The sequence below is a fragment of the Chloracidobacterium sp. genome (assembly GCA_016711345.1).
In the GTDB taxonomy this organism is placed as follows: domain Bacteria; phylum Acidobacteriota; class Blastocatellia; order Pyrinomonadales; family Pyrinomonadaceae; genus OLB17.
In genome coordinates this window covers 3,400,852-3,422,752 of record JADJTD010000001.1, presented here as the reverse complement: position 1 = coordinate 3,422,752, position 21,901 = coordinate 3,400,852, and the positions used below count along the sequence as shown (strand labels likewise).

Annotated in this window: 20 protein-coding genes, 1 tRNA gene and 1 pseudogene; 15 read left to right on the top strand and 7 right to left on the bottom strand. The window is 48.3% G+C overall.

Annotation, left to right across the window (positions count from 1 at the left end):
• The first annotated feature begins 5 nt into the window (after positions 1 to 5).
• On the top strand, positions 6 to 584 hold the full coding sequence (locus IPL32_14375) for a YihA family ribosome biogenesis GTP-binding protein (protein MBK8467004.1): 579 nt from the start codon (positions 6 to 8) through the stop codon (positions 582 to 584).
• 23 nt (positions 585 to 607) lie between these two features.
• Here the strand turns inward: IPL32_14375 and clpX are convergent, their stop codons facing one another.
• From clpX to IPL32_14350, 5 genes are all read right to left on the bottom strand, one after another.
• Positions 608 to 1,852, bottom strand: coding sequence for an ATP-dependent Clp protease ATP-binding subunit ClpX (clpX, locus tag IPL32_14370; GenBank protein ID MBK8467003.1), 1,245 nt, complete (start codon positions 1,850 to 1,852; stop codon positions 608 to 610).
• 24 nt (positions 1,853 to 1,876) lie between these two features.
• A complete protein-coding gene (locus IPL32_14365; protein ID MBK8467002.1) occupies positions 1,877 to 2,464 on the bottom strand; it encodes an ATP-dependent Clp protease proteolytic subunit in 588 nt (195 codons plus the stop codon).
• A gap of 165 nt (positions 2,465 to 2,629) precedes the next feature.
• Positions 2,630 to 4,054: a trigger factor gene (tig, locus tag IPL32_14360; GenBank protein MBK8467001.1), complete on the bottom strand. Its 1,425-nt coding sequence runs from the start codon at positions 4,052 to 4,054 to the stop codon at positions 2,630 to 2,632.
• Positions 4,055 to 4,178: 124 nt separating this feature from the next.
• Positions 4,179 to 4,263 (bottom strand) — tRNA-Leu (locus IPL32_14355).
• 479 nt (positions 4,264 to 4,742) lie between these two features.
• Entirely contained in the window at positions 4,743 to 5,003 is a 261-nt protein-coding gene (locus IPL32_14350) for a hypothetical protein (GenBank protein MBK8467000.1), read from the bottom strand.
• 105 nt (positions 5,004 to 5,108) lie between these two features.
• Between IPL32_14350 and IPL32_14345 the strand changes: the two genes are divergently transcribed.
• The gene (locus tag IPL32_14345) at positions 5,109 to 6,632 is read left to right on the top strand and encodes a UDP-N-acetylmuramoyl-L-alanyl-D-glutamate--2,6-diaminopimelate ligase (GenBank protein ID MBK8466999.1); all 1,524 of its coding nucleotides are present in this window, start codon (positions 5,109 to 5,111) and stop codon (positions 6,630 to 6,632) included.
• On the opposite strand, the gene IPL32_14340 is transcribed toward IPL32_14345, so the two are convergent.
• Both IPL32_14340 and IPL32_14335 read right to left on the bottom strand, forming a co-directional pair.
• The gene (locus IPL32_14340) at positions 6,629 to 6,964 is read right to left on the bottom strand and encodes a PilZ domain-containing protein (GenBank protein ID MBK8466998.1); all 336 of its coding nucleotides are present in this window, start codon (positions 6,962 to 6,964) and stop codon (positions 6,629 to 6,631) included. The two genes, IPL32_14345 and IPL32_14340, sit on opposite strands and share 4 nt — an antisense overlap.
• Positions 6,965 to 6,967: 3 nt before the next feature.
• Complete coding sequence (locus IPL32_14335) at positions 6,968 to 8,440, bottom strand: amino acid permease (protein ID MBK8466997.1); 1,473 nt, start codon at positions 8,438 to 8,440, stop codon at positions 6,968 to 6,970.
• A gap of 137 nt (positions 8,441 to 8,577) precedes the next feature.
• On the opposite strand from IPL32_14335, the gene pabB reads away from it, so the two are divergent.
• The 13 genes and pseudogenes from pabB to aroC all read left to right on the top strand — a co-directional run bounded on the left by pabB (position 8,578) and on the right by aroC (position 21,900).
• A complete protein-coding gene (gene pabB / locus IPL32_14330; GenBank protein ID MBK8466996.1) occupies positions 8,578 to 9,915 on the top strand; it encodes an aminodeoxychorismate synthase component I in 1,338 nt (445 codons plus the stop codon).
• Positions 9,916 to 10,499: 584 nt separating this feature from the next.
• Positions 10,500 to 12,323, top strand: a complete 1,824-nt coding sequence (locus tag IPL32_14325; GenBank protein MBK8466995.1) for a CSLREA domain-containing protein — start codon at positions 10,500 to 10,502, stop codon at positions 12,321 to 12,323.
• Positions 12,324 to 12,546: 223 nt separating this feature from the next.
• Positions 12,547 to 12,762, top strand: a pseudogene (locus tag IPL32_14320) (BrnT family toxin).
• Positions 12,689 to 12,985, top strand: a complete 297-nt coding sequence (locus tag IPL32_14315; protein MBK8466994.1) for a hypothetical protein — start codon at positions 12,689 to 12,691, stop codon at positions 12,983 to 12,985. Before IPL32_14320 ends, IPL32_14315 begins: the two are co-directional and overlap by 74 nt.
• Positions 12,986 to 13,138: 153 nt before the next feature.
• Positions 13,139 to 13,603, top strand: a complete 465-nt coding sequence (locus IPL32_14310) for a biopolymer transporter ExbD (protein ID MBK8466993.1) — start codon at positions 13,139 to 13,141, stop codon at positions 13,601 to 13,603.
• Between the two features lie 162 nt (positions 13,604 to 13,765).
• Positions 13,766 to 14,581 carry a J domain-containing protein gene (locus IPL32_14305; protein ID MBK8466992.1) on the top strand — a complete coding sequence of 272 codons (816 nt, stop codon included), beginning with the start codon at positions 13,766 to 13,768 and terminating at the stop codon, positions 14,579 to 14,581.
• 79 nt (positions 14,582 to 14,660) lie between these two features.
• Complete coding sequence (rpsT, locus tag IPL32_14300; protein MBK8466991.1) at positions 14,661 to 14,924, top strand: 30S ribosomal protein S20; 264 nt, start codon at positions 14,661 to 14,663, stop codon at positions 14,922 to 14,924.
• An 83-nt stretch (positions 14,925 to 15,007) separates the two neighbouring features.
• Entirely contained in the window at positions 15,008 to 15,727 is a 720-nt protein-coding gene (locus IPL32_14295; GenBank protein ID MBK8466990.1) for a queuosine precursor transporter, read from the top strand.
• Positions 15,714 to 16,613 (top strand): hypothetical protein, encoded by a 900-nt coding sequence (locus IPL32_14290; protein ID MBK8466989.1) that lies wholly within the window; start codon positions 15,714 to 15,716, stop codon positions 16,611 to 16,613. The genes IPL32_14295 and IPL32_14290 overlap by 14 nt, the downstream gene beginning before the upstream one ends.
• A 9-nt stretch (positions 16,614 to 16,622) precedes the next feature.
• Positions 16,623 to 18,932 carry an ATP-dependent DNA helicase RecG gene (gene recG / locus IPL32_14285; protein ID MBK8466988.1) on the top strand — a complete coding sequence of 770 codons (2,310 nt, stop codon included), beginning with the start codon at positions 16,623 to 16,625 and terminating at the stop codon, positions 18,930 to 18,932.
• A gap of 172 nt (positions 18,933 to 19,104) precedes the next feature.
• Positions 19,105 to 19,656, top strand: a complete 552-nt coding sequence (rsmD, locus tag IPL32_14280) for a 16S rRNA (guanine(966)-N(2))-methyltransferase RsmD (GenBank protein MBK8466987.1) — start codon at positions 19,105 to 19,107, stop codon at positions 19,654 to 19,656.
• Between the two features lie 12 nt (positions 19,657 to 19,668).
• Positions 19,669 to 20,571 (top strand): EamA family transporter, encoded by a 903-nt coding sequence (locus IPL32_14275; GenBank protein ID MBK8466986.1) that lies wholly within the window; start codon positions 19,669 to 19,671, stop codon positions 20,569 to 20,571.
• 96 nt (positions 20,572 to 20,667) lie between these two features.
• Complete coding sequence (gene aroC, locus IPL32_14270) at positions 20,668 to 21,900, top strand: chorismate synthase (GenBank protein MBK8466985.1); 1,233 nt, start codon at positions 20,668 to 20,670, stop codon at positions 21,898 to 21,900.
• The last annotated feature ends 1 nt before the right edge of the window (position 21,901 follow it).

Here is a 21,901-nt window from a genome sequence, read left to right as displayed (position 1 = left end):
ACTAAATGAAGATTATCTCCGCCGATTTTATTAAGAGTGCGTTTGAAAAAGAGCACTGGGTCACTGATCATTTGCCAGAGATATCTTTTTTAGGAAGGTCAAACGTCGGAAAATCTTCGCTCATCAATTCCCTTTTGCTTCGCAGAGGCTTGGCTCGAACATCGAACACGCCCGGCCGTACGCAAAGTATCAACTTTTTCCTGATCAACGAAAATTTTTATTTCACCGATCTGCCTGGTTACGGATATGCCCGCGTGTCTAAAACTATGCGTGCCGATTGGGGTAAAATGGCCGAAAATTATTTGGCCCAACGTGAAGAATTAGCTCTCTGCGTGCAGTTAATCGATGCTCGACACGGGCCGACAAGTCTCGACTTGCAGTTGAATGAGTGGCTGAACCATCACGAAAAACCGCATATTGTCGTTGCGACCAAGGCTGACAAGCTTTCAAATAACGAACTGCGAAAATCTCTTAATGCTGCGGAAAAGCAGCTAAACAACTCAAAGATCCTCGCCTACTCCGCTCAAACCGGGCGAGGTCGAGATGAACTCTGGAACGAGATCAAATCTGCAATTAAGGGTTAAGACTGATTCTATAAAGTCTAAGTTCAAGCGGCTTCTTCGCTTCGCGGAACGACTTCAAATACCGGTGCTTTTCGTTCGATCATTTCCTTGGTAACGACGATCTCTTTCACCTTCTTCTCCGACGGCAAATGATACATTGATTCGAGCAGTGTTTCTTCGAGGATCATCATTAGTCCTCGGGCACCGACCTTGCGTTTGTGAGCTTCATGGGCGATCGCCGCTACCGCACCGTCCGTAAATTTCAGCGAGATATTATCAAACTCGAATTTCTTCTGATACTGCTTGATAAGTGAGTTTTTCGGCTCCGTAAGAATCGTGATGAGCGCCGATTCGTCGAGTTCGCGAAGAACTCCTATGACTGGCAAACGTCCCACGAATTCGGGTATCAGTCCATAGTGGATCAGATCTTCCGGCTCAAGTTTGTCGATCGATTCTATATGTCGTTGACGATTGGTTTTGACATCGGCCTGAAAGCCTAGAGACTTATTGCGAAAACGTTTTTCGACGACTTTTTCAAGTCCGATAAACGCTCCGCCGCAAATGAAAAGGATATTCGTGGTGTCGAGCTGTTGAAAATCCTGCTGCGGATGTTTGCGTCCGCCGCCGGCAGGAATGTTCGCGACTGTGCCTTCAAGAATTTTCAAAAGTGCCTGCTGAACGCCTTCGCCCGACACGTCTCGCGTGATCGAAGGGTTATCATCCTTGCGGCATATTTTGTCGATCTCGTCGATGTAGATAATGCCTGTCTGTGCCTTTTCAAGATCGCCGCCAGCCGCCTGAAGAAGCCTAAGCAAAATATTCTCAACATCCTCGCCAACATAACCAGCCTCGGTCAGGCTCGTCGCATCAACAATGCAAAATGGCACGCTCAATTGGCGCGCAAGCGTCTGTGCAAGCAAAGTTTTTCCGGTGCCGGTTGGGCCAATGAGCAGAATATTTGATTTTTGAAGCTCGATGTCGCTGCGGCGTTTGGCTAGTTCCAGACGCTTATAGTGCTGGTAAACAGCCACTGAGAGCCGCTTTTTAGATTCGTCCTGGCCGATAACATATTCGTCGAGATAGCCCTTGATCTCTGCCGGTTTTGGCAGATTGGTTCGAACCGCAGTTGACGCGGTCTGCTCGTCGTCATTTATGATCTCATTGCAGATGTCGATGCACTCGTTACACACATACACGCCTGGACCAGCGATCAGTTTGCGTACATCATTTTGTGATTTACCACAAAATGAACAGGCTAGCAGTTCTTCTGGACGATGAAATTGGCTCATAAAATCTCAGTCGCAAATCGAAAATTATTTCTCGCGATGTTCTATAACCTCGTCTATTAAACCATATTCCTTGGCCTGAATCGGTGTAAGAATGCGGTCGCGTTCGACATCGATCTCAACCTGTTCAAACGACTGGCCGCTGTGGTTAGCAATTATCGTCGATGTCAATGTTCGCATGCGAATGATCTCTTCTGCCATAAGCCGCACGTCCGTCGCTTGTCCCGACGCACCGCCTGATGGCTGATGGATCAATACGCGTGCATTCGGCAATGAGAACCGCTTTTTAGGTGCACCTGCACATAACAGCAACGCTCCCATCGAAGCACATTGTCCAACACAAATGGTCGTCACATCGTTCTTGATGAACTGCATCGTGTCGTAGATCGCCATGCCAGCTGTAATGGAACCGCCGGGGCTATTTATGTAGAGATTGATATCACGTTCCGGATCCTCGGCTTCGAGAAACAAAAGCTGGGCGACGATTAGATTTGCGATCTGGTCGTCGATCGGCGTGCCGATGAAAATAATACTGTCTTTAAGCAAACGCGAGTAAATGTCAAAGGCCCGTTCGCCTCGCGACGTTTGCTCGACAACCATTGGTACTAATGCCATATAAATTCTCTCTTAATGATTTTAAAACCAGTTTAGGTAACGCTTGAATTTTACTAAGATAAGTTATTGAAAATATGGCGATTGCCACATCGACGATAGATTTTACAACTTTATTTCCAAAAATCAAGCAACTAACTCTATTCTACAGTTTCGCAGAAATGCAGTTTAATCTTCCTTAGCCTTAGCAGCCTTTTTCTTAGCAGGGGCCTTTTTTGGCTTTTCTTTTTTATCAGCAGTTTTCTCGTCCACACCTGCGGTCACTTGCGCCGATTCATCGACCCACGGGCCATCAGTGATCTTCGCAACAGCGGCTAGTGCCTCGATGGATTTTCGTGTCTTTAGGTTACCTCGAATATTCTCAACTCCGCCGCCTTGTTTTTCGAGAGATTCGCGTATCTCGTCTGCCGAAGCTCTGTAGTAGGCCGCCATTTTGTCGATCTCCTCGTCAACCTCGGCGTCCGCTACTTCAATTTTTTCCATTTCGGCAATCTTATCGAGCAGCATAGACCCGCGAACATCGCGTTCGGCTTGCTGACGCATATTGCCGTAAGCCATCTCGATAAATTGCTTATCTACTTGATTGAGATCGATGCCGCGCTGCTGCATATCCTGCGCAAAATTGTTCAGCAGATTACGGGCCTGATTTTCGATCAGGACGCCGGGAATTTCAAACGAATTTTCTTCGATCAACTTAGCAACAGCATCGTTTCGAACACGAGCGTCCGCGTCAGCCTCAGATACCTTTTCAAGATCGGCACGCAGCCGTTTACGCAGATCGGCAAGCGATTCGTAACCTTCGTCAAGACTCGTCGCCCAGGCGTCATCAAGCTTCGGAACTTCGGTCTTGCCGACCGATTTTATTTTTGCCTTGTAATGAACCGTTTTGCCGGCAAGCGGCTGCGACGAAAATTCTTCGGGATATGCGACAGTGAATTCCTTCTCATCGTCCGGCTTTACACCCATCAAATTTTCCGTGAAAGACTTTTCGATATGCTCACCGCCAAGTTCAACTTCCAGATCATCAGCCTTTATCGGTTCACCCGTGGAATCGCCGTCGAAAACGCCTTCTATATCCACGATGACCGTATCTCCAGCCTTCGATTTACGGCCTTCGACCGGAATTAGAGCGGCTTCCTTTTGGAGACGTTCGGTGATTAGGCCTTCGATCTCGCTATCTTCAACCGGTTTTACGCGGCGAGTAACCTCGATGCCTTTGTAAGACGGTTCAGGAACCGGCGGCATCACTTCGACATGAATATGCAGCGACAACGGCACGGAGCCATTGACCTCTACTGTTTCATGATCGTCGAGGTGTAAATGCGGTTCTGTCAGCGGTTGAAGGTTATGCTCCTGAATTGCCGCAGTAACGGCAGTTGGAACTACGTCCTGCAGCACTTCGCTCTTTATATCGTCCTTAAAACGCAAGCGGACGACATCAAGCGGCGCATAGCCTTTTCGAAAGCCGGGCACGCTTGCCCGATCTGCATATTTCTTGCTGACCTTAGCATAAGAGGCCTTAACAGCCTCGGCATCGATCTGCAAATGTATCTCTTTTTGTGTAGGTGAAATTTCCTTTATTTCGCTTTTCATCGATCAGTGTTTGGCGCTAAATTCGCCATATTCAGGCAATTATAAAACTCAGGAACAAATAAAACCAATGGCCGGAGGTATGTCGTTATTGACCAATGACCGCCGACCACTGATAAATGTTGAATGGTGCCGAGGACAGGAATCGAACCTGCACGCCTCGCGGCGCTAGATCCTAAGTCTAGTGCGTCTGCCAATTTCGCCACCTCGGCACGGGGCTTTTGAAGAATATCATTCTCGGCCTTTCAATGACAATTGCCGACAAACTAATCGTAAGTTTTTAGGCAAAAAAGGTCAGAATTATGTCCAACTATCCAGAGTTTTCTCCGTTCCAATCGTTCCACATCGTTCCACAGCGACGTGGAACGCTGTAAATACTGTAAATAATATAGTTATCGCTGTTTTTACGGCTGCATTCCACGATTTTTGAAAAGAGCTTTTTCGTCCAAATTTGAATGATTCACCTAGCAAACAAAAGCCTTAAACGATGTAAACACTGTTCTTACAGGGGTGTCACGGCCGCATTTCTAAAAATTCGTAAAAGCGCCGTTCGTAGGACAAATTATGACAAAATGCGCTCTTTGTAATACTGGTCTTTACCACTTCGATTGCTGTTCAACTAATTTTCAAATAACAAAAACAATCCGTACCTAACGAGTGTACTGCCTTTACTTACGTAGAAGCTTGTTCATTATTTATGCAGATATTTTCTGTCGTATTCGTCCCACGACATATTAATATCTCCGGTGCCGAGGCCGTCATGCATATCCGCTCCTAGTGCCTTTCTCTCCATTCTGAGAAAAAGTCTGTAACCGCCATAGCCGACCAGCCCTATCAAACCAAGCCAGAACACCCACGAAATAAGCGAACCAACGAGTCCTAAAACCCACAAAAACAGCATTCCGACAAAAACGAGGCCGATCGCACCCAGGATCAATTTGATGATGTTCATAAGTTTCACCTCCGACTATGATGGTTAATACGAAATCGCGGCGTTGATGTTCGTGGAAAATAATCGCATGTCGTATAATTCACGTTCGGAAGATTATCAACGATTTTGAGCACAAACAAAACTACAACAAAAGAAATCGCAACACAGCTAAACGCTGAATTATTTGGCGCAGCGACATCGATCCCGACAGGCGTCACGCATGACTCCCGCCAGGCCCGTGAAGGCACACTGTTTGTCGCGATTACGGGAGCCACCGTTGACGGACATCGATTTGTCGATGATGTAATGCGGCGAGGTGCGGCGGGGATTATTTCGGAGTTAGATCCGCCTGCGGACTTTGATGGAGCTTGGTTAAAGGTCAAAGATGCCCGTGTCGCTCTGGCAAAAGCTGCCGCAGTTATCAACGGCAATCCATCTCTTGACCTCGATCTCGTTGGGGTCACCGGAACGAACGGCAAGACGACAACGACCTATCTCATCTTTGCACTGGCCGAAGCCGCTGGGAAAAAGCCTGCGATGCTAACAACGGTCGAATACCGGATCGGCGACAAAAGCGAATCAGCCGTCCGCACTACGCCTGAGGCATCGGACACAAACCGCTTCCTTCGTGAAGCTGTGGATGCGGGATGCTCGATGGCTGTTATGGAAACTTCTTCGCAGGCTATCGACCTTCGCCGCTGTGATTGGCTTCGGTTCAAGGTTGCCGTCTTTACAAACCTAACGCGTGATCATCTTGATTATCACAAGACAATGGAGAATTACTTCGACGCCAAGAAGAAACTCTTCGACGGCCGACTCGGCGAAAAACCGGGCGCTTCGGTGATAAATATCGATGACGAGTGGGGAGTGAAGCTGGCCGACGAATTGAGGTCAGCCGGTGAGCGTGTTGTCACCTTTTCGCAAAACCCAGTCGCTGTCGCTCCCGGTTCTGACAAGCTTGCCGATCTGACGGCGACTGGTATCGAAGTTTCTCTTATTCGCGGCACGTCATTCTTGCTCAAAACCCCAGCCGGTGAAAGACAGATCAAGTCGCCGTTAGTGGGCAAGCCGCACGTTTACAATATGCTTTCTGCGACTGCCGCGGCGTTAGAACTCGGTTATGATCTCGATTCGATCTCAAACGGTTTGTCCACTTGTGTCGGTGCTCCGGGAAGATTTGAACGTGTGCCGCACGACGGCGATTTTGCGGTCGTAGTAGATTACGCACACACCGACGACGCCTTGCTGAATACGCTGAAGACCGCTCGTGATCTCACCGAAGGCAAGATCATCACTGTCTTTGGCTGCGGCGGAGACCGTGATCAGACCAAACGACGACCGATGGGCGAGGTTGCGGGCGAATACAGCGATCTCGTGATAATCACTTCCGACAATCCGCGCAACGAGGACCCACTAAACATACTTTCTGAAATTGAAATTGGTGTGAAAGAAAAAAGTCCACCTTACGAGATAATTCCCGACCGCAGAGAGGCAATCAATCGGGCCATATATTCCGCAAAGGCAAATGATGTTGTGATTATTGCGGGTAAGGGACACGAAACCTATCAGATCGTCGGCGGTGACAAGTTTCACTTCGATGACCGCGAGGTCGCGGCGGAATCTCTTTCGAGATTGAAAGAGGACGCTTAGCTTCCTTCCGTTTCCCTGACGATCTTTATCAACACATCGCGCTGCGCGGCCGTGAGCTGTTCAAAACGCACTCCAAAGCCGATCTCATAAACATGGTTGGCAACCTTGCCGTCAAATTGGACTTTCATTCCATCGGCCAGCGGCACAAATACTTTAACGGGATCACCGTCATTTATCTCGCCTGAACTCAGAACAAAACAACCTTCAATGCTGACATCGCTAACGGTTCCCGGCTGACGCCCGGCGGCACCTTCCCATTCAACGTCCATTTCTATCGAATATCGATTTGATGCGCGGCGTTCAGTGCCGCTGCGTCTATCTCTGATTGACATTCTCTACTCTTCCTCCGGGACATCAGATTTGAGCCCTTTACTATTAAAATAGTAATACACCGGCAAACCCAGCAGAATGATCGCCAATCCCGTCAACGCTTTGCCCGGAGCATCGATTACAGTTCTGTAAAGCAGCCACAATGCAACCAAGATAAAGACGGCGGGAACGACGGGATAGCCCCAGGCTTTGTACGGCCGTTCGAGATCTGGAAATTTCCTGCGATAAATAAAGACCGAGCCTGTTATCAATGCGTAAAATATCCACATCGCGAACACAACATAATCCGTCAACGCATCGAACGAACCGATCAAAGCTAGAACGCACGCAAGCAGGCCGATAAACAGGACCGAAGTCACGGGAACGTGATTGACCGAAAGACGTCCAAAGATGGGAAACATCATCCCTTCACGAGCCATTCTATACGGAATTCGTCCCGCAGCTAGCAGCGATGTATGAAGTGTTCCTAAAGATGACAGCATCAGTCCAACCGTGAAGAACGCAACCGCTGCACCTGTCGCGATCGATGCCGCGTTGCCGCCAAAAAACATACCGACCACGGCTTTTGCTACGGAAGAGTTCTTCGATACTGAAGCGATAGTCGTCGGATCAAGCACATAAAAGTAGGCGATTTGAGCGATGACGTACAGCACGATAACGAGGAACATGCTACCGATGATCGCCAAAGGAATATTGCGTTTTGGATCCTTCACCTCGCCCGCGACAAACGTCAAATTATCCCATCCGTCATATGCCCACAAAGCACCGAGCATCGCCGCCGCAAATCCGGCAAGAAAGGTGTAAGATGACGATCCGATCTTTACCGCTTCATCAACCCCCTCGCATGTGCCGCCGGAGTTCAACAACGAAAAGTGACCGAAATTACCACTGACAAGAACAAAAGCACCGATGCCGACGAAAAGGATCAACGCCATTTTGACGAACGTCAGAGCAGTTGCGATACGACCTGTGAGCATCACAGAAGCACAGTTCAATGTCGTAAATATAACGATCACCATCACCGCGACAAGCTGTAGTGTCGTCAATTCAAATGTCGTTCCCGCGATTGGAAAACTCGCAATCGATGCTGCAAGTTTGTTATCGAGAAAATCATTCATCCCGATCGCAAACGCCATAGCAGCAGCGGCTTGTGAACCCGGCCGGGCGATGAGTATCTGCATCCAGCCAAAAAGAAAACTCGCCGGCTTGCCGTATGCCTCCTCGAGCAGAACGTTCTGCGCCGATGCAACTGGACGCATCGCGGTAAGTTCCGCATAGGTCAATGCACCCGCGAGCGAAAGCAGTCCGGCTGCTACCCACGCAAGTATCACCCATTGCGGATCTCCCATATTGCAGGTCATCACACGCGACTTCAGGAAAACTCCCGTGCCGATAACATTGCCGATAATAATGGAGATCGCCGCGATGAGGCCGAGGCCGCGTATCAGTGTCTGTTTTGTGTCGTTTTCGGAGTTCATGTCCCTTGTAGGTTCGTCAATTGTGAACTGTCAGTTGCCTATTTGTAAATTGGCAGCGAGTTTCGCTTTTACCAATTAACAATTCACCAATAGACAATTAACAATCCGAAGTCATATTACGCGAAAATGGCCTTCAAGTGAAACCTGCGTCCCGTGATAAAATCGCGGTTATGCAGCAGATCGACATATCGGCGGACGAACTCGTTTCGGCACTTCTAAATATTGCCGCGAGCGAAACCGTATGCATTCTCGATAGCTGCGGCGTTAATCATCTCGGCTCGCACCTGTTGATCGCCGGCATCGAACCTGTTTCTCTTCATAAAATAGCCAATGAAGAATTCGAGAAAACACTAACAATTCTTGACGAGGCTTTAGATTCAAAACATCTCGCATCGATCTTCACGATCTCTTATGATCTCGGGAAAAAGCTGCTTGGTATATCACCGGAAATATCCGTCAACAAAGAGCCCGACGTCTTTCTTGCCCAATTCGATTCACTGATCGTCCATGATTACAACACCGGTATAACTAATATAGTTGGCGAACCCGTGCGGTTTGATTCTATTAGATCAAAGCTCGTTTCAAACATCTGCAATCTCAAATCTGAATTTTCAAATGGTCATGTAGATGTGCGATCAAATTTCACGCGCGATGAATATCTTTCGGCAATTGAAACGATAAAGGAACTGATCAGGCAGGGAGATACATATCAGACGAATCTGACGCAGCAGTTGTCAGCAAAATTGCCTGAAGGCCTCAAGCCGGAAACAATATTCTATCGATTGCGGCGTGACCATCCTGCACCATTTGCCGCTTTTATTAAGAGGCTGGATTCGACAGTCGTTTCGGCTTCACCGGAGCGATTTTTCTGTGTGGATGCCGCCCAGAGTAAAATCTCAACTTCGCCAATTAAAGGCACACGACCACGCGGCGAAACGGCCGCCGAAGATGCCGCACTTCGCCAAGCACTTCTCGAAAGTACAAAAGATCGTGCCGAAAATACGATGATCGTCGATCTGCTCCGAAACGACCTCGGACGCATAAGCGAATACGGCAGCGTGCATGTTGAAAAACTCTGCGATCTCGAAGAGCATCCGACGCTGTTTCACCTTGTTTCGACCATCAGCGGCGAGGTGAAACAAAACACGTCGTTTTCGGATATTCTAAAGGCCGTCTTCCCTTGCGGCTCGATCACCGGCGCTCCGAAGTTAAGCACAATGCGAATAATCAACGATACGGAGTCAACGCCGCGTGGCTTGTCTATGGGTGCGATTGGATACTATGTTCCAAAAGACAAATTCGGCCTGCCCGAGACCATCGACATGAGTGTCGCTATCCGCACAATGGTCATCCGAGATCAAATTGCCGTTTTTAACGTCGGCGGAGGCATCGTGATCGACAGCGATCCCGACAGCGAATACGAGGAAACTCTAACAAAAGCAAAAGCACTCATTGCCGCCCTGAAGCCCTTATAAAATTCGGTCAACCTTTCAAAAACGTTGTTTCACGTGATTCCAAAGTGTCCCAAGTGTCCCAAACGGTTTGGGACAGGCTAAGTTGTTGATTCCATTAGGTTATCCATCAAGTGTCCCACTGTCCCACCATTTTTTTTTGTCCACTTGTCCACGCTTTGTCCACGCATGGGCGTGGACAACATAAACTATTGATATGAATAGGGTTATGTCTGTGAAATAGCCTTGTCCACCGTAATTGGAAAAAAAGTTTTTCGTTTAGGTCCAACAAACTTCAGTTTGATGTCCCGAGCCGTCAAACTGAAGTTTGACGGACATTGTCCCACTTTTTCTTTAATCGGCTTGCCGCACCACATTATTTGATTATCAAAGAGCATAATCGCCAAAGAAAACGATCCCGCATCAACCTAGCGCATTTCTAAGCAAATTGGAAGACCAACTTTCTCGATATGACGTAACTTTCTCGATATGACGCAACTTTCCAAGTGCAAAAGCCCAAACTAACAACGGCAACTGAAATTTAGTTGAGTTTATGGTGGGTCGGGTGTAATATGAGCGTGAATTCTCGAAATAAGGGCGTTTTTGTTATGAAACCTTCCGTGCCCGTTTTATTGGTCTTTTTTCTCTGCTTGTTTGCGGCAATTGATATTCGCGCATCGGTGCTGACGGTTACAAAGACAGCCGACACGAGCGATGGAATCTGCGACGCCGATTGCAGCCTCCGCGAAGCCGTCACCGTTGCCGCGTCGGGCGACACCGTTGTTTTTTCCACGCTTTTCGACACCCCCCAAACCATAACCCTAACCCTCGGCCAAATAAACATCACCCAAAACCTAACCATCACCGGCACTGGTGCAGGATTGATAGACATTAGCGCCAATATGGACGGGAGGATTTTTAATATCTCTGCCAATCTCAATGTGACCATGTCAGGAATGAAGCTTCGTGATGGGAAAGTCGGAGTTACTGCCGGAGACGCTCAAGGCGGGGCGATTCGAGTCTTAATTGGCAGCGGGAATCTTGACTTGTCGTATATGGAATTTACGAATAATTATGCTTTCTACAATCAACCTCCATTTCCTACTGGTTTGGGGGCAGCATTGTATTGTAGTGGCTGCACAATGACATTGGCTAACCTCAACGTCCACCACAATCTAGGTCCGGCGAATGGAATTTATGTTGACGCGGGAAGTGTCTATATAAGGGATTCAGTTCTGATGAGCAACAATGGCGGAATCTACGGTGAGACGTTGAATATGACTAATACAACCGTCACAGGACACACATTTTCGGGTCTCGGTGGGAGGCATATAACAATCATCAACTCAAAGATAGTCAACAATAACGGACGGGGAATATATGGCGGCGATACCATGACGATAGAAAATTCAACCATTGCTGGCAATAAGGAAGGGGGACTTACTAGCTTTGGCACGGCAACGATTCGCAATTCAATGATCAGTAACAACAAGACGCTGGCCGGGGGAGGTGGTGGAGGGATAGGGAATGGCGGCACAATGTATATTATCGGTTGCAGCATAACGGGAAATCAGGCAGCGCAAGGCGGCGGAATCTGGACCAGCGGCGGGCGACTTTTCGTGACGAATTCGACCATAAGCGGAAACACGGCATTGGGTTTTAGCCCTGTGGGTTTGGGAGGGGGAATCTATAATGCGACAACTGCCTCGTCCGGTTCACAGGTGACCTTGATAAACTCGACTATTGTTAATAATCAGTCCCGGGGGATGGGTGGCGGAATTCGTCAGGATGCAACTGGCACGATGACCGTTCGAAACACGATCATTGCCCAAAATATATCGCTGTCAACCAATGAGGCAGATGTGTCGGGATCGTTTATATCGGACGGGGTAAATTTAGTTGGAAATACGACGGGGAGCACTGGTTGGATCTCCGTCGATCTGCTAAATCAAAATGCTAACATTGCCCCGTTTGGCAATAACGGTTCAAATACCTGGACTCATGCGTTGCTGCCGGGCAGTCCGGCAATTAACGCTGGCAATAATGCACTTACCGTTGACCCGCAAACGATGCTTCCGTTGATGACGGATCAGCGAGGATTTGTCCGATTCGTTGGCGGCCGAAATCCCACAGTCGACATCGGAGCCTATGAAGCCTCCTATTCATCATCACCCGTAACAGTACGCGGCCGAATAACGACTTTCAGCGGCCGAGGGGTCGACCGCACGCGGATCATGCTGGATGACGGGACCGGAAATATTCGTTACGGGCAAACAAATCCTTTTGGATATTACCGCTTTAATAATTTAATACCCGGCACGACCTACACAATTACTATTAGTCATAAGTCATCTTTTTTTACGTTCATTTCGCCGCAGTTCTTTACAGCCGATCAGAACCGCAGCGATCTTAATTTCATAACCGGTTTATAGATTTAGAACAAGAGACTGGTGTCAGACACTGCAATTTTGCGATCTATGATGTGCTGAGAAACATCGTCAACGCAAGCCCTCGCATCGTTAGTGCAAAGCGTAACATCCTTAGATCTTTAGTGACAAAACCATCTATTTAGTGTATATACAGTAATGTATGTTTAGCTGGGACATTCGAAAGGCGATACTGAACTTTGATAAACACGGAGTATCGTTTTAGGAAGCTGTCACGGCCTTTGACGACGAAAATGGACTTGATTGGGAGGATCGGCAACACTCTCAGGTTGAGAATAGACGAAAACGATTGGCGAGATCGGGGCTCGATAGGATCTTGATGATCGTTTATACAACAAGGAGTTTGAAAAATGGCAAAGAAACAACCCGTATCATCAGCGCGAGGCGCGCGTCTGAAAGAGAGGGCAAAGCATATCAAGGATAGTGATATTGATTTTTCGGATATTCCCGAATCAACTACCGAGGAGCTGAAAAGAGCAGTCAGGATCGGGCGTCCGTCAACCGGAAACGCAAAGCATCTGATAGCTTTCAGGATCGCGCCAAGTTTGCTTTCGAGAATACGCAAACTTGCAGCAAAACAAGGCACTCCATACCAAACATTGCTTCACGAATTACTCGAAGATTCAGTGAGCAAAAGGGCTGATTAGGCCGTATGTCAACATAAGAGACTCGTGTCAGAAACCGCGATTCTGCGATTTTTTTCAGAATTATTTCTGCAAGGCCACAAACGCAGCGAAATTGGGAACAAAGTTCGATTCAACGGTGTCTAAATCTCCAGAGAACAAAAAAGGAGAACACCGATGAACACACCTCACATAAACGTCACACCGCTGATAGATGTCTTGCTGGTACTGCTTATTATTTTCATGGTGGTTGCGCCGTTGAAACCGAGCAGCTTCAAGGCACGCATTCCTTCAGAACCAACTTATGACGGTCCTATCACTCCACATCCCGATACCCTCATTGTATTCATCGGTGCAGACTCCTCGTTGAAACTGAACAAAGAGACAGAAATGGGAAACGTCAGTGACTCGACAAAACTGATCGACCGCCTTAAAAACGTATTTGCTGAACGGATAGCTAACGGCAATGTGTCAGCGTCATTCGCTGACGACCCAAACCGCCCTACAAACGACCGCATCGAGCGCACCGTTTTTATTAAAGCCCCGCGCACCCTCGATTACGGCAGCGTAGCCAGTGTTTTGGATGCAGTAAAATTGGCCGGATCCTATCCCATTAGCCTTCAGATCGATGATCTCGATTGAGGAAAGTGCGAAAGCCTGCACGTGAGTAAGGGCGGAACATTCAACGTTGAGTGTTTCGCCCTTACTCACGTGCGGGCCTCCGCATTATGCTATAATTTTGTTGTTTGAGGACTATCGTCTTCGCTTCGCCGGATATTTTGCTCTCCAAACAGTTCCTCTTCGATGGTGAATTACTACGACATTTTGAAAGTGTCACCAAAGGCATCAAAGGCCGAGATCAAATCGGCCTATCGCCGTCTCGCGCGCAAACTTCACCCCGACAGCAAAACAGGCTCTGAGGAAACGGCCCTGAAATTCGCGGCTATCGCAGAAGCCTGGGAAATACTCGGAAATTCCAAAGAGCGTGCAAAATACGACCAGCGAATATTGCAGCAGCAGTTCAATGGTAACGGCAACGACTTTTCAGATTCGCTTTTTAATTCGTCCAATCGCCATGCACTGCGGTGGCGGCAAATGGTCTATGAAAAGCGTTATAACGACATTATAGACCGCATGATGGAAGAGGAACGCCGCGAATCAACGGCGTTTCAAAGGGCTATTTTCCCACTGGTTTCGTTCCTCTTTTCAACCGTGCTCGTAACGGCTCTTCGCCCGCAATTTTTTGCTCAAGCGGGCGTGATCGGCAACATTGTGATCGTTTCTTTGTTCGTCGCTGGAATTATTCATCTTATTGGGCGAATTCGCGAGGGATTTGACCGATATACAGAATCTGATGACAGCATCCACGACTCCATTTTAGATGGCAATGTGCGGCAGGAACCGCGACGCTCACAATATGCCGTCGCGGCGGCACTGATCGGAGGATTTTTTGTATGCATCGGCATCGGCTTTCTTATTGGAACACAGGTCCACTTTGCTGCCGATCTTTCGCCAATGATGTTCTCGGCCGAATTGAAGCCGGAATTTATATTTTATCCGCCCATAATTACTCTGTTTGTGGATATGATACACTCAGTTACTTATCGCTTTGAGGGTTGATGAATCGGCGGCGGCGTTTGACAAAACCATGCCGAGGCTATAAAATTTTGAGTTCGTCCTAACGGGATATTGAATAAAGATGGCTAATCATAAATCAGCAGAAAAGCGCGTCAGGCAAAATGCGAGACGCAAAGAGATCAACCGCAACAACCGCAGCAAATTGCGCACGCAGATCAAAAAGCTGCGTACATCGTTAGCAACGCATAACAAATCGGAGAGTACCGAGTTGCTGAATCCGACCGTTTCGTTGATCGATAAGGCGGTAAATAAAGGAATTATTCATAAAAACACAGCAGCGAGATATAAATCGCGTCTGACAAGGCACGTTGCAGAACTCGCCTAGAGATCGTTAGTTTTTCAAACAAAAATGTGGAAGCGGCCTGAAACAGGCGTCAGCTTCCATTTTTTTGTTACAATCCACTGGAAATGGCAGCACCAAGGCAGTATCGCTACTTTGACCTGATAATGGCGGCATTTGTCGCGGTTTTGCTGTGTTCCAACCTTATCGGAGTGCATAAGGTATCGTCGGTAGATCTACCCTTGATCGGCGAATATATTTACGGCACCGGCGTCTTATTTTTCCCGCTCAGCTATCTTTTCGGCGATATTTTGACCGAAGTTTACGGCTACGCTCGTTCGCGAAAGGTGATCTGGGCCGGTTTTGCTGCGTTGATCTTTGCTTCGCTAATGTCGTATGTCGTGACAAGCCTGCCTGCCGCTACAACAATGTCAGCCGACCAACAAGCCGCAGTTAGCTTGATCTTTGGACAGACTTGGCGCATCGTTCTCGCTTCCCTTTTGGGATTCTGGGCGGGTGAATTTGTAAATTCGTTCGTGCTGGCAAAGATGAAAATACTGACCGCAGGCAAATACCTTTGGATGCGAACTATCGGCTCTACATTCGCAGGTGAAGCGGTGGATAGCTTGATCTTTTACCCGATCGCGTTTCTGGGAACATGGTCAAACGAACAGGTTGTCACCGTAATGATAGGCAACTATATCATCAAGGTTCTGTGGGAAGTTTTGGCGACGCCATTTACTTACAAGATTGTTAGCTTTCTGAAACGTGCCGAACACGAAGATTTCTACGACAGCGAAACAAACTTCAATCCATTTACTATAGATGTGACCAATGGAACGAACTAGATCGGGACAATTAAATATTGCTAAAGATCTCGCGGTTCAGATAGCAAAGAATTTTCTCATGGGCTCAGCGGCTTTCCGTCGCTGGCGTCTCAAGCGTCCAAAAACTGCTACCACCTATTCGAACATAGATGAGTTCCTGACTAATTACGCCTTCGGAAGCCTCGGATTGATACTCGAATACTCCGGCGATCTAAAAGGAAAGTCCGTTTGCGAGATCGGCCCGGGCGATTATCTAACATCAGGCCTGAGCATATTGGCCGCAGGTGCGGATCACTATTGCGTGATCGACCGCTTTCCTGGGGATTATTTTGGCGAAGCTGCAAAAAGTTGGTATCGCGAGATCGAGAAACATTGGGCACGTTTTTTTCCAAATCTAACGTGGAACAAAACTATCGACGCAGAACATTTTCCCGAAAATTCAAAAGCTAGACTTGAGCTTATCGGCGACCCGCTTGAGTCCGCTCAAACGTCGCGAAGGTATGATCTCATATGTTCATTTCAGGTCGCCGAGCACATCACGGACATCGATACATTTGCGGATGTGCATGCACGGATATTGACGGATAACGGTGTAGGGCTTCACCGTGTAGATTTTGGCCCTCACGATTGCTGGTTTTCTTATCGCGATCCCGGAGTGTTCTTGCGTTTTCCGGATTGGCTTTGGCAGATGACGGGTTCAAATAGAGGCATTCCGAACAGGAAACGACACCATGAATTCTTGGCAGCCTTTGAGCGTGCCGGACTAAATGCCGAGATTCTTTTTACGGATAACTTCGACAGATCATTGATGGACCTCAAAAAGCTAAACAAGAAATTTCTCGAAATGCCAATGGAGTCTGTGCTCATCGGCACGGCGATCTATCGTTTGAGCAAAAAGAAGATCTGATCGACAGCCATGACGAAAACGGCATTATCTATATCAACGCCACTTGTCGAGATTCCCGGCTCGCTTATAGCAAATCTTTCTCCTGCAATGACCCGAAAATTGGCGATAGCGGTCGCGGGTTTTGCAGGCAAGACCGATCCTGTCAAAGTCACCGTTGAAGACTTGCTCAATTACTTTCCTGCCCGGTACGAAGACCGTTCAAATTTCGTCCAGATCAGCGAACTTTCCGGCGACGTCGAAGCCGCGGTTGAGATATTCGTCAAGACTTCCGGCTTTCTTCGGGTAGGAAAGAATCGCGGGCCGCGTCAGCCGCCGCTTTATATTTTTGAGATCACAGGAGCGGACGAGCAGCGACTGCAAAAGCCGGTCATCGTTAAATGGTTTGTCTCAGGAAAACAAGCTGAACGTATCGTCAACTATTACCACGACCGGTTTACACGCGGAACGCGCTTTGTTGCGCACGGCAAATGGGATTGGGACGATCGCCGTAACACGTTTTCGTTGATGGTAAACAAACCGGAGGAATTGGAGATACTGCAGTCGGAACCACCTGCGGTAGCGGGTGGTTTAACAGAGCCTATACTCATAATAGAAGGCGGAGGGGTTTCTGACACGGATGAGTTGTTGGAAGACGATGGTGATCCGGCACTTGCTACGATCCATACCGGCAAGGTTCCGATCTATCGCAAACTCGGGCCGTTCCAGACAAAACGCCTCCGTGAGGTTATTCACAGTGTCTTACAACATCTTGACCGCGTATCGGTAGCCGAGAATTTGCCCGCTGAACTTCTCGAACGTCAAGATCTAATAACTCGCGCGCAGGCTTTGGCAGAAATTCATTTTCCGCCCGTGGACTCTTCGCCGGCGGATTATGAAATGTTTCGCAGTGCCGCTCACACAAGGCTAATCTTCGACGAATTTTTCTGGCTGTCGTTCACGATGCAATTGCTTCGTGGCGAACGACAAAAGGAACCAAAAGGCACCGTCATTGAAATATCAGATGTCACCAAACAAAGGCTTAAGGAGATATTACCGTTCTCCCTTACCAATGCTCAGAAAAAAGTGATCGGCGAGATATTCAGCGATCTAAAATCTGACGCACCGATGAACCGGCTTATTCAAGGTGATGTCGGAAGCGGGAAAACCATCGTCGCCTTTCTCGCAATATTCGCAGCGATGGAAAACGGATATCAAGCGGCCTTAATGGCACCGACCGAAATTCTCGCCGAACAGCATTTTCGAAATGCTAAAACGATATTTGAAGGCTCCGGTTACCGCGCAGAGTTGCTTACCGGCAGCACAAAAGCTGCCCCTAAGCGTAAAGTCTATGAGGCACTAGCAGCAGGTGAAATCAATCTCGTGATCGGCACGCACGCGATCATTCAGGACAACGTAAAATTCGACAGGCTTGGACTCGTTGTGATCGATGAGCAGCATCGCTTTGGAGTGCTTCAACGGGCGCAGTTGCGGGCTTTGGGATTCAATCCGGACGTGCTTGTGATGACTGCTACTCCGATACCGCGTTCGCTGGCGATGACGGTTTACGGCGATCTTGATGTTTCGATCATAGACGAGCTGCCGCCGGGACGCACGCCGATAAAAACTGTCGTTCTTGGTGAGGACCAACGTCACGGCGTCTATAAAGGCATCGACCGTGAAGTGCGTCTTGGCAGACAGGTTTACGTCGTTTATCCGCTCATCGAAGAATCAGAGAAAATGGACCTCAAAGCGGCGACGATCATGTACGAAGACCTGCGGACGAGCATTTTTCCGCAATATACGGTCGGGCTGCTTCACGGGAAGATGAAGCCGGCAGAGAAAGAAGAGATCATGAACGATTTTGTCGCGGGCAAACTCGATATTCTCGTTTCGACAACAGTCATTGAAGTTGGAGTGGATGTCCCGAATGCTTCGCTGATGGTCATCGAACATGCCGAGCGGTTTGGGCTATCGCAGCTTCATCAATTGCGAGGCCGTGTCGGTCGAGGAGCCGAACAGAGCTTTTGCGTGCTGCTGACTGATTTTAAAAAGACAGCGGTCGCAAAAGAACGTCTTGGCATCATGGAGGCAACTTCCGACGGCTTTAAGATCGCCGAAAAAGATCTTGAGATACGCGGACAGGGCGAGATACTTGGAACGCGGCAGTCGGGCATTCAGAATTTCCGTCTCGGCAACATCGTCCGCGACCTCGACATACTCGTCGCCGCGCGAAAGGAGGCAGAACATTACCTCACCGAACGACGACTTTCACCCGAAACATCAAAAATGGCTAAGATCGCCCGCTCGGATAGAAAAATGCGGCTAGGCGGCATCGGTTAAACACTTTTGCCCACACCAATTTGATTCCCTAAACTGTAAGAAGAAGGATTTAATGCAAAGACGCCAAGGTTCAAAGACGCAAAGATCTATTAGATTGATCGATCAAAACCTTTATGGCTTCTTAACTTTGCGTCTTTGCCACTTGACGTCTTTGCGTTAAAAATCCCTATTTATGCGAGTGATCTCTGGCCTTTATCGCGGCCGCGTACTTAAAAGCCCGGCAGACAATAAAACGCGGCCCACGTCGGATCGCCTGCGTGAGACTTTATTCAATATCCTTGTTCCGCGTATAAATGATGAAACTCGATTCCTTGATCTATGTGCCGGAACTGGTGCGATCGGCATTGAGGCACTTTCTCGCGGCGCAGCTTTTGTGACATTTGTTGACCGTTCAAAAAAGTCCTGCGCGTTAATAGAAGAAAATCTCGATAAACTAGACGTTCCCGAATCAAGCACTGAAATCCTTGCCCTTGATGCCGAGAATTTTACCGGACGCGAACACACGACCGGTTGGGACATAGCTTTTTTTGATCCGCCTTACGACTCGGATTACTCGATCGTTGTTCATGAATTCGGTTATAACAAAACTTTGCTAAATGACGACGGAGTTCTCGTTGTCGAGCATCACTCAAAAAAGCACATGCCCGACGAAGTCGGCCAGCTTCGACGTTGGCGGATCCTAAAACAAGGCGAGACCTCTCTCAGCTTTTATGAACACGCCTGATCTATCTGAACAATGAAAATACTCGCTTGGGTCATTCTCTGCTTGATTTGGGGCACGACTTGGATATTCATCAAGGTTGGCCTCGACGATCTGCCGCCGCTTACCTTTGCGGCCGTGAGATTCATATTGGCAGTTTTGATCTTGTTCGTCGTTATCCGCATGCAAAAGATACCGATGCCGAAAACCGTTAAAGAGTGGCGGTTGATCGCTCTGACAGGTGTGCTGCAATTTTCGGTGAATTACAGCATGGTCTTTTGGAGCGAGCAGTACATCACATCGGGACTCGCAGCCGTTTTGCAGGCTATGATAACTGTCTTCGGACTGATACTCGCGTGGATCTTTTTACCAAATGAGCGAATTACGAAGTTAAAGATCTTTGCGGTATTAATGGGCATCGTAGGCGTTGCCGTGATCTTTTACGATCAACTCAACGTGCAAAGCCTAATGGCGTTTCTCGGCTGCGTAGGCGTGGTTGTCGGCTCATATGCCGCTGCACAGGCATCGATCCTCGTAAAAGCAAAAGGCGGAGAACTTCACCCTGCCGCACTTGTTTTTGGCCAGATGATCTGCGGTTTGCCGTTAATAGTAATTTACAGCCTCGCCGTCGAAGGCAATCCTCTAAATATCCATTGGACATGGAGTGCTGTGATCTGTGTCCTTTATCTTACGATACTTGGCACAATTGCGGCATTTTGGCTTTATTATTGGCTTTTAAGTAAAATCGAATCGACCAAGGCGATGATGATCTCGCTCGTAACACCGCTTATCGCTGTCGTGATCGGAGCAGTAACAATAGGTGAAACTCTGCCGCCGCAAACAGGTCTCGGCGGCCTTCTGATCATAGGGAGTATCGGGCTGATCGTATTTCGCAAGAAAATTAACCACAAAGACACAAATAAAGAAAAGATCGCTTAGAAATATTTGAATTAACGATACAACTTTTTTCTACAGTTTCTTTAATACATTGTTTTCCCTTTGTGTTCTTTGTGCCTTTGTGGTGAAAATCATCTTATGTTTTTCAAATTTACAACCGCAGGCGAATCGCACGGCAAGGCGCTTGTCGCCATCGTTGAAGGCGTTCCCGCAGGTTTAGCAATTGATATAGGCGCGATCAATCACGAACTCTGGCGGCGTCAGCAAGGCTACGGACGCGGCGGACGGATGAAGATCGAGACTGATACGGTCGAAATATTGTCTGGCATCCGTCATGGAAAAACTCTCGGTTCGCCAATTGCGCTAACGATCGAAAACAAAGATTTCATTCACTGGCAAGAAGTGATGTCGGTGACGAGTCTTGAAACGGAACCCACCAATCCGCGAGTCGTAAAGCGTCCACGCCCCGGCCATGCCGATCTTGCGGGCGGCCAGAAATATCAAACTCGCGATCTGCGTGACATTCTGGAACGCGCCTCGGCCAGAGAAACGGCCGCTCGCGTCGCCTGCGGAGCAATTGCGAAACAACTGCTCGCGGTCTTCGGCATTGAGATAAAAAGCCACGTTATCAAACTTGGCCATGTGCAGGTTGGGCCGCTTTGGAAAACTTGGGAAGAGATCGCTGCGATTCCTGTGGATTCGCCTCTAAATTGCGCCGACCAACTCAGTCAAAAAGATATGATCAAGCTCATTGACGAGACAAAAACGCAAGGCGACACTCTCGGGGGAATTTTTGAGGTCGTCGCTCGCGGAGTTCCTGTCGGCCTCGGTGCTCACACATCCTGGCACGACAAGCTGGATGGACGTGTTGCCCAAGCGATAATGTCGATCCATGCTGTCAAAGCCGTCGAAATAGGCACCGGCGTAGCCAATGCCGCAAAGCTCGGCTCTGAGGTGCATGATGAGATCTTTTGGAAGGATGAGGGAGGAGGGATGAAGGATGAAAAGGAAACGCCAACCTCATCCCTCATCCCTCATCCCACATCCTTCGGATTCGTTCGCAAGACAAACCGCGCCGGCGGCATCGAAGGCGGCATTACCAACGGCGAAGAACTTCGAGTACGCGGTTACATGAAACCGATCTCAACCCTTCGCAAAACCCTCCGTTCTGTCGATATCGACTCCAAAGAAACCAGCGACGCCGCGTTCGAACGTTCTGACATCACCGCCGTTCCCGCCGCAGGTGTGATCGGCGAAACGATGCTTTCGATTGTCCTTGCAAACGCGATGCGTGAGAAATTTGGGGGCGATTCAATAGATGAGATGAAACGAAACTTTGAAACTTACATGATTACCGTCAAGGAATATTGAC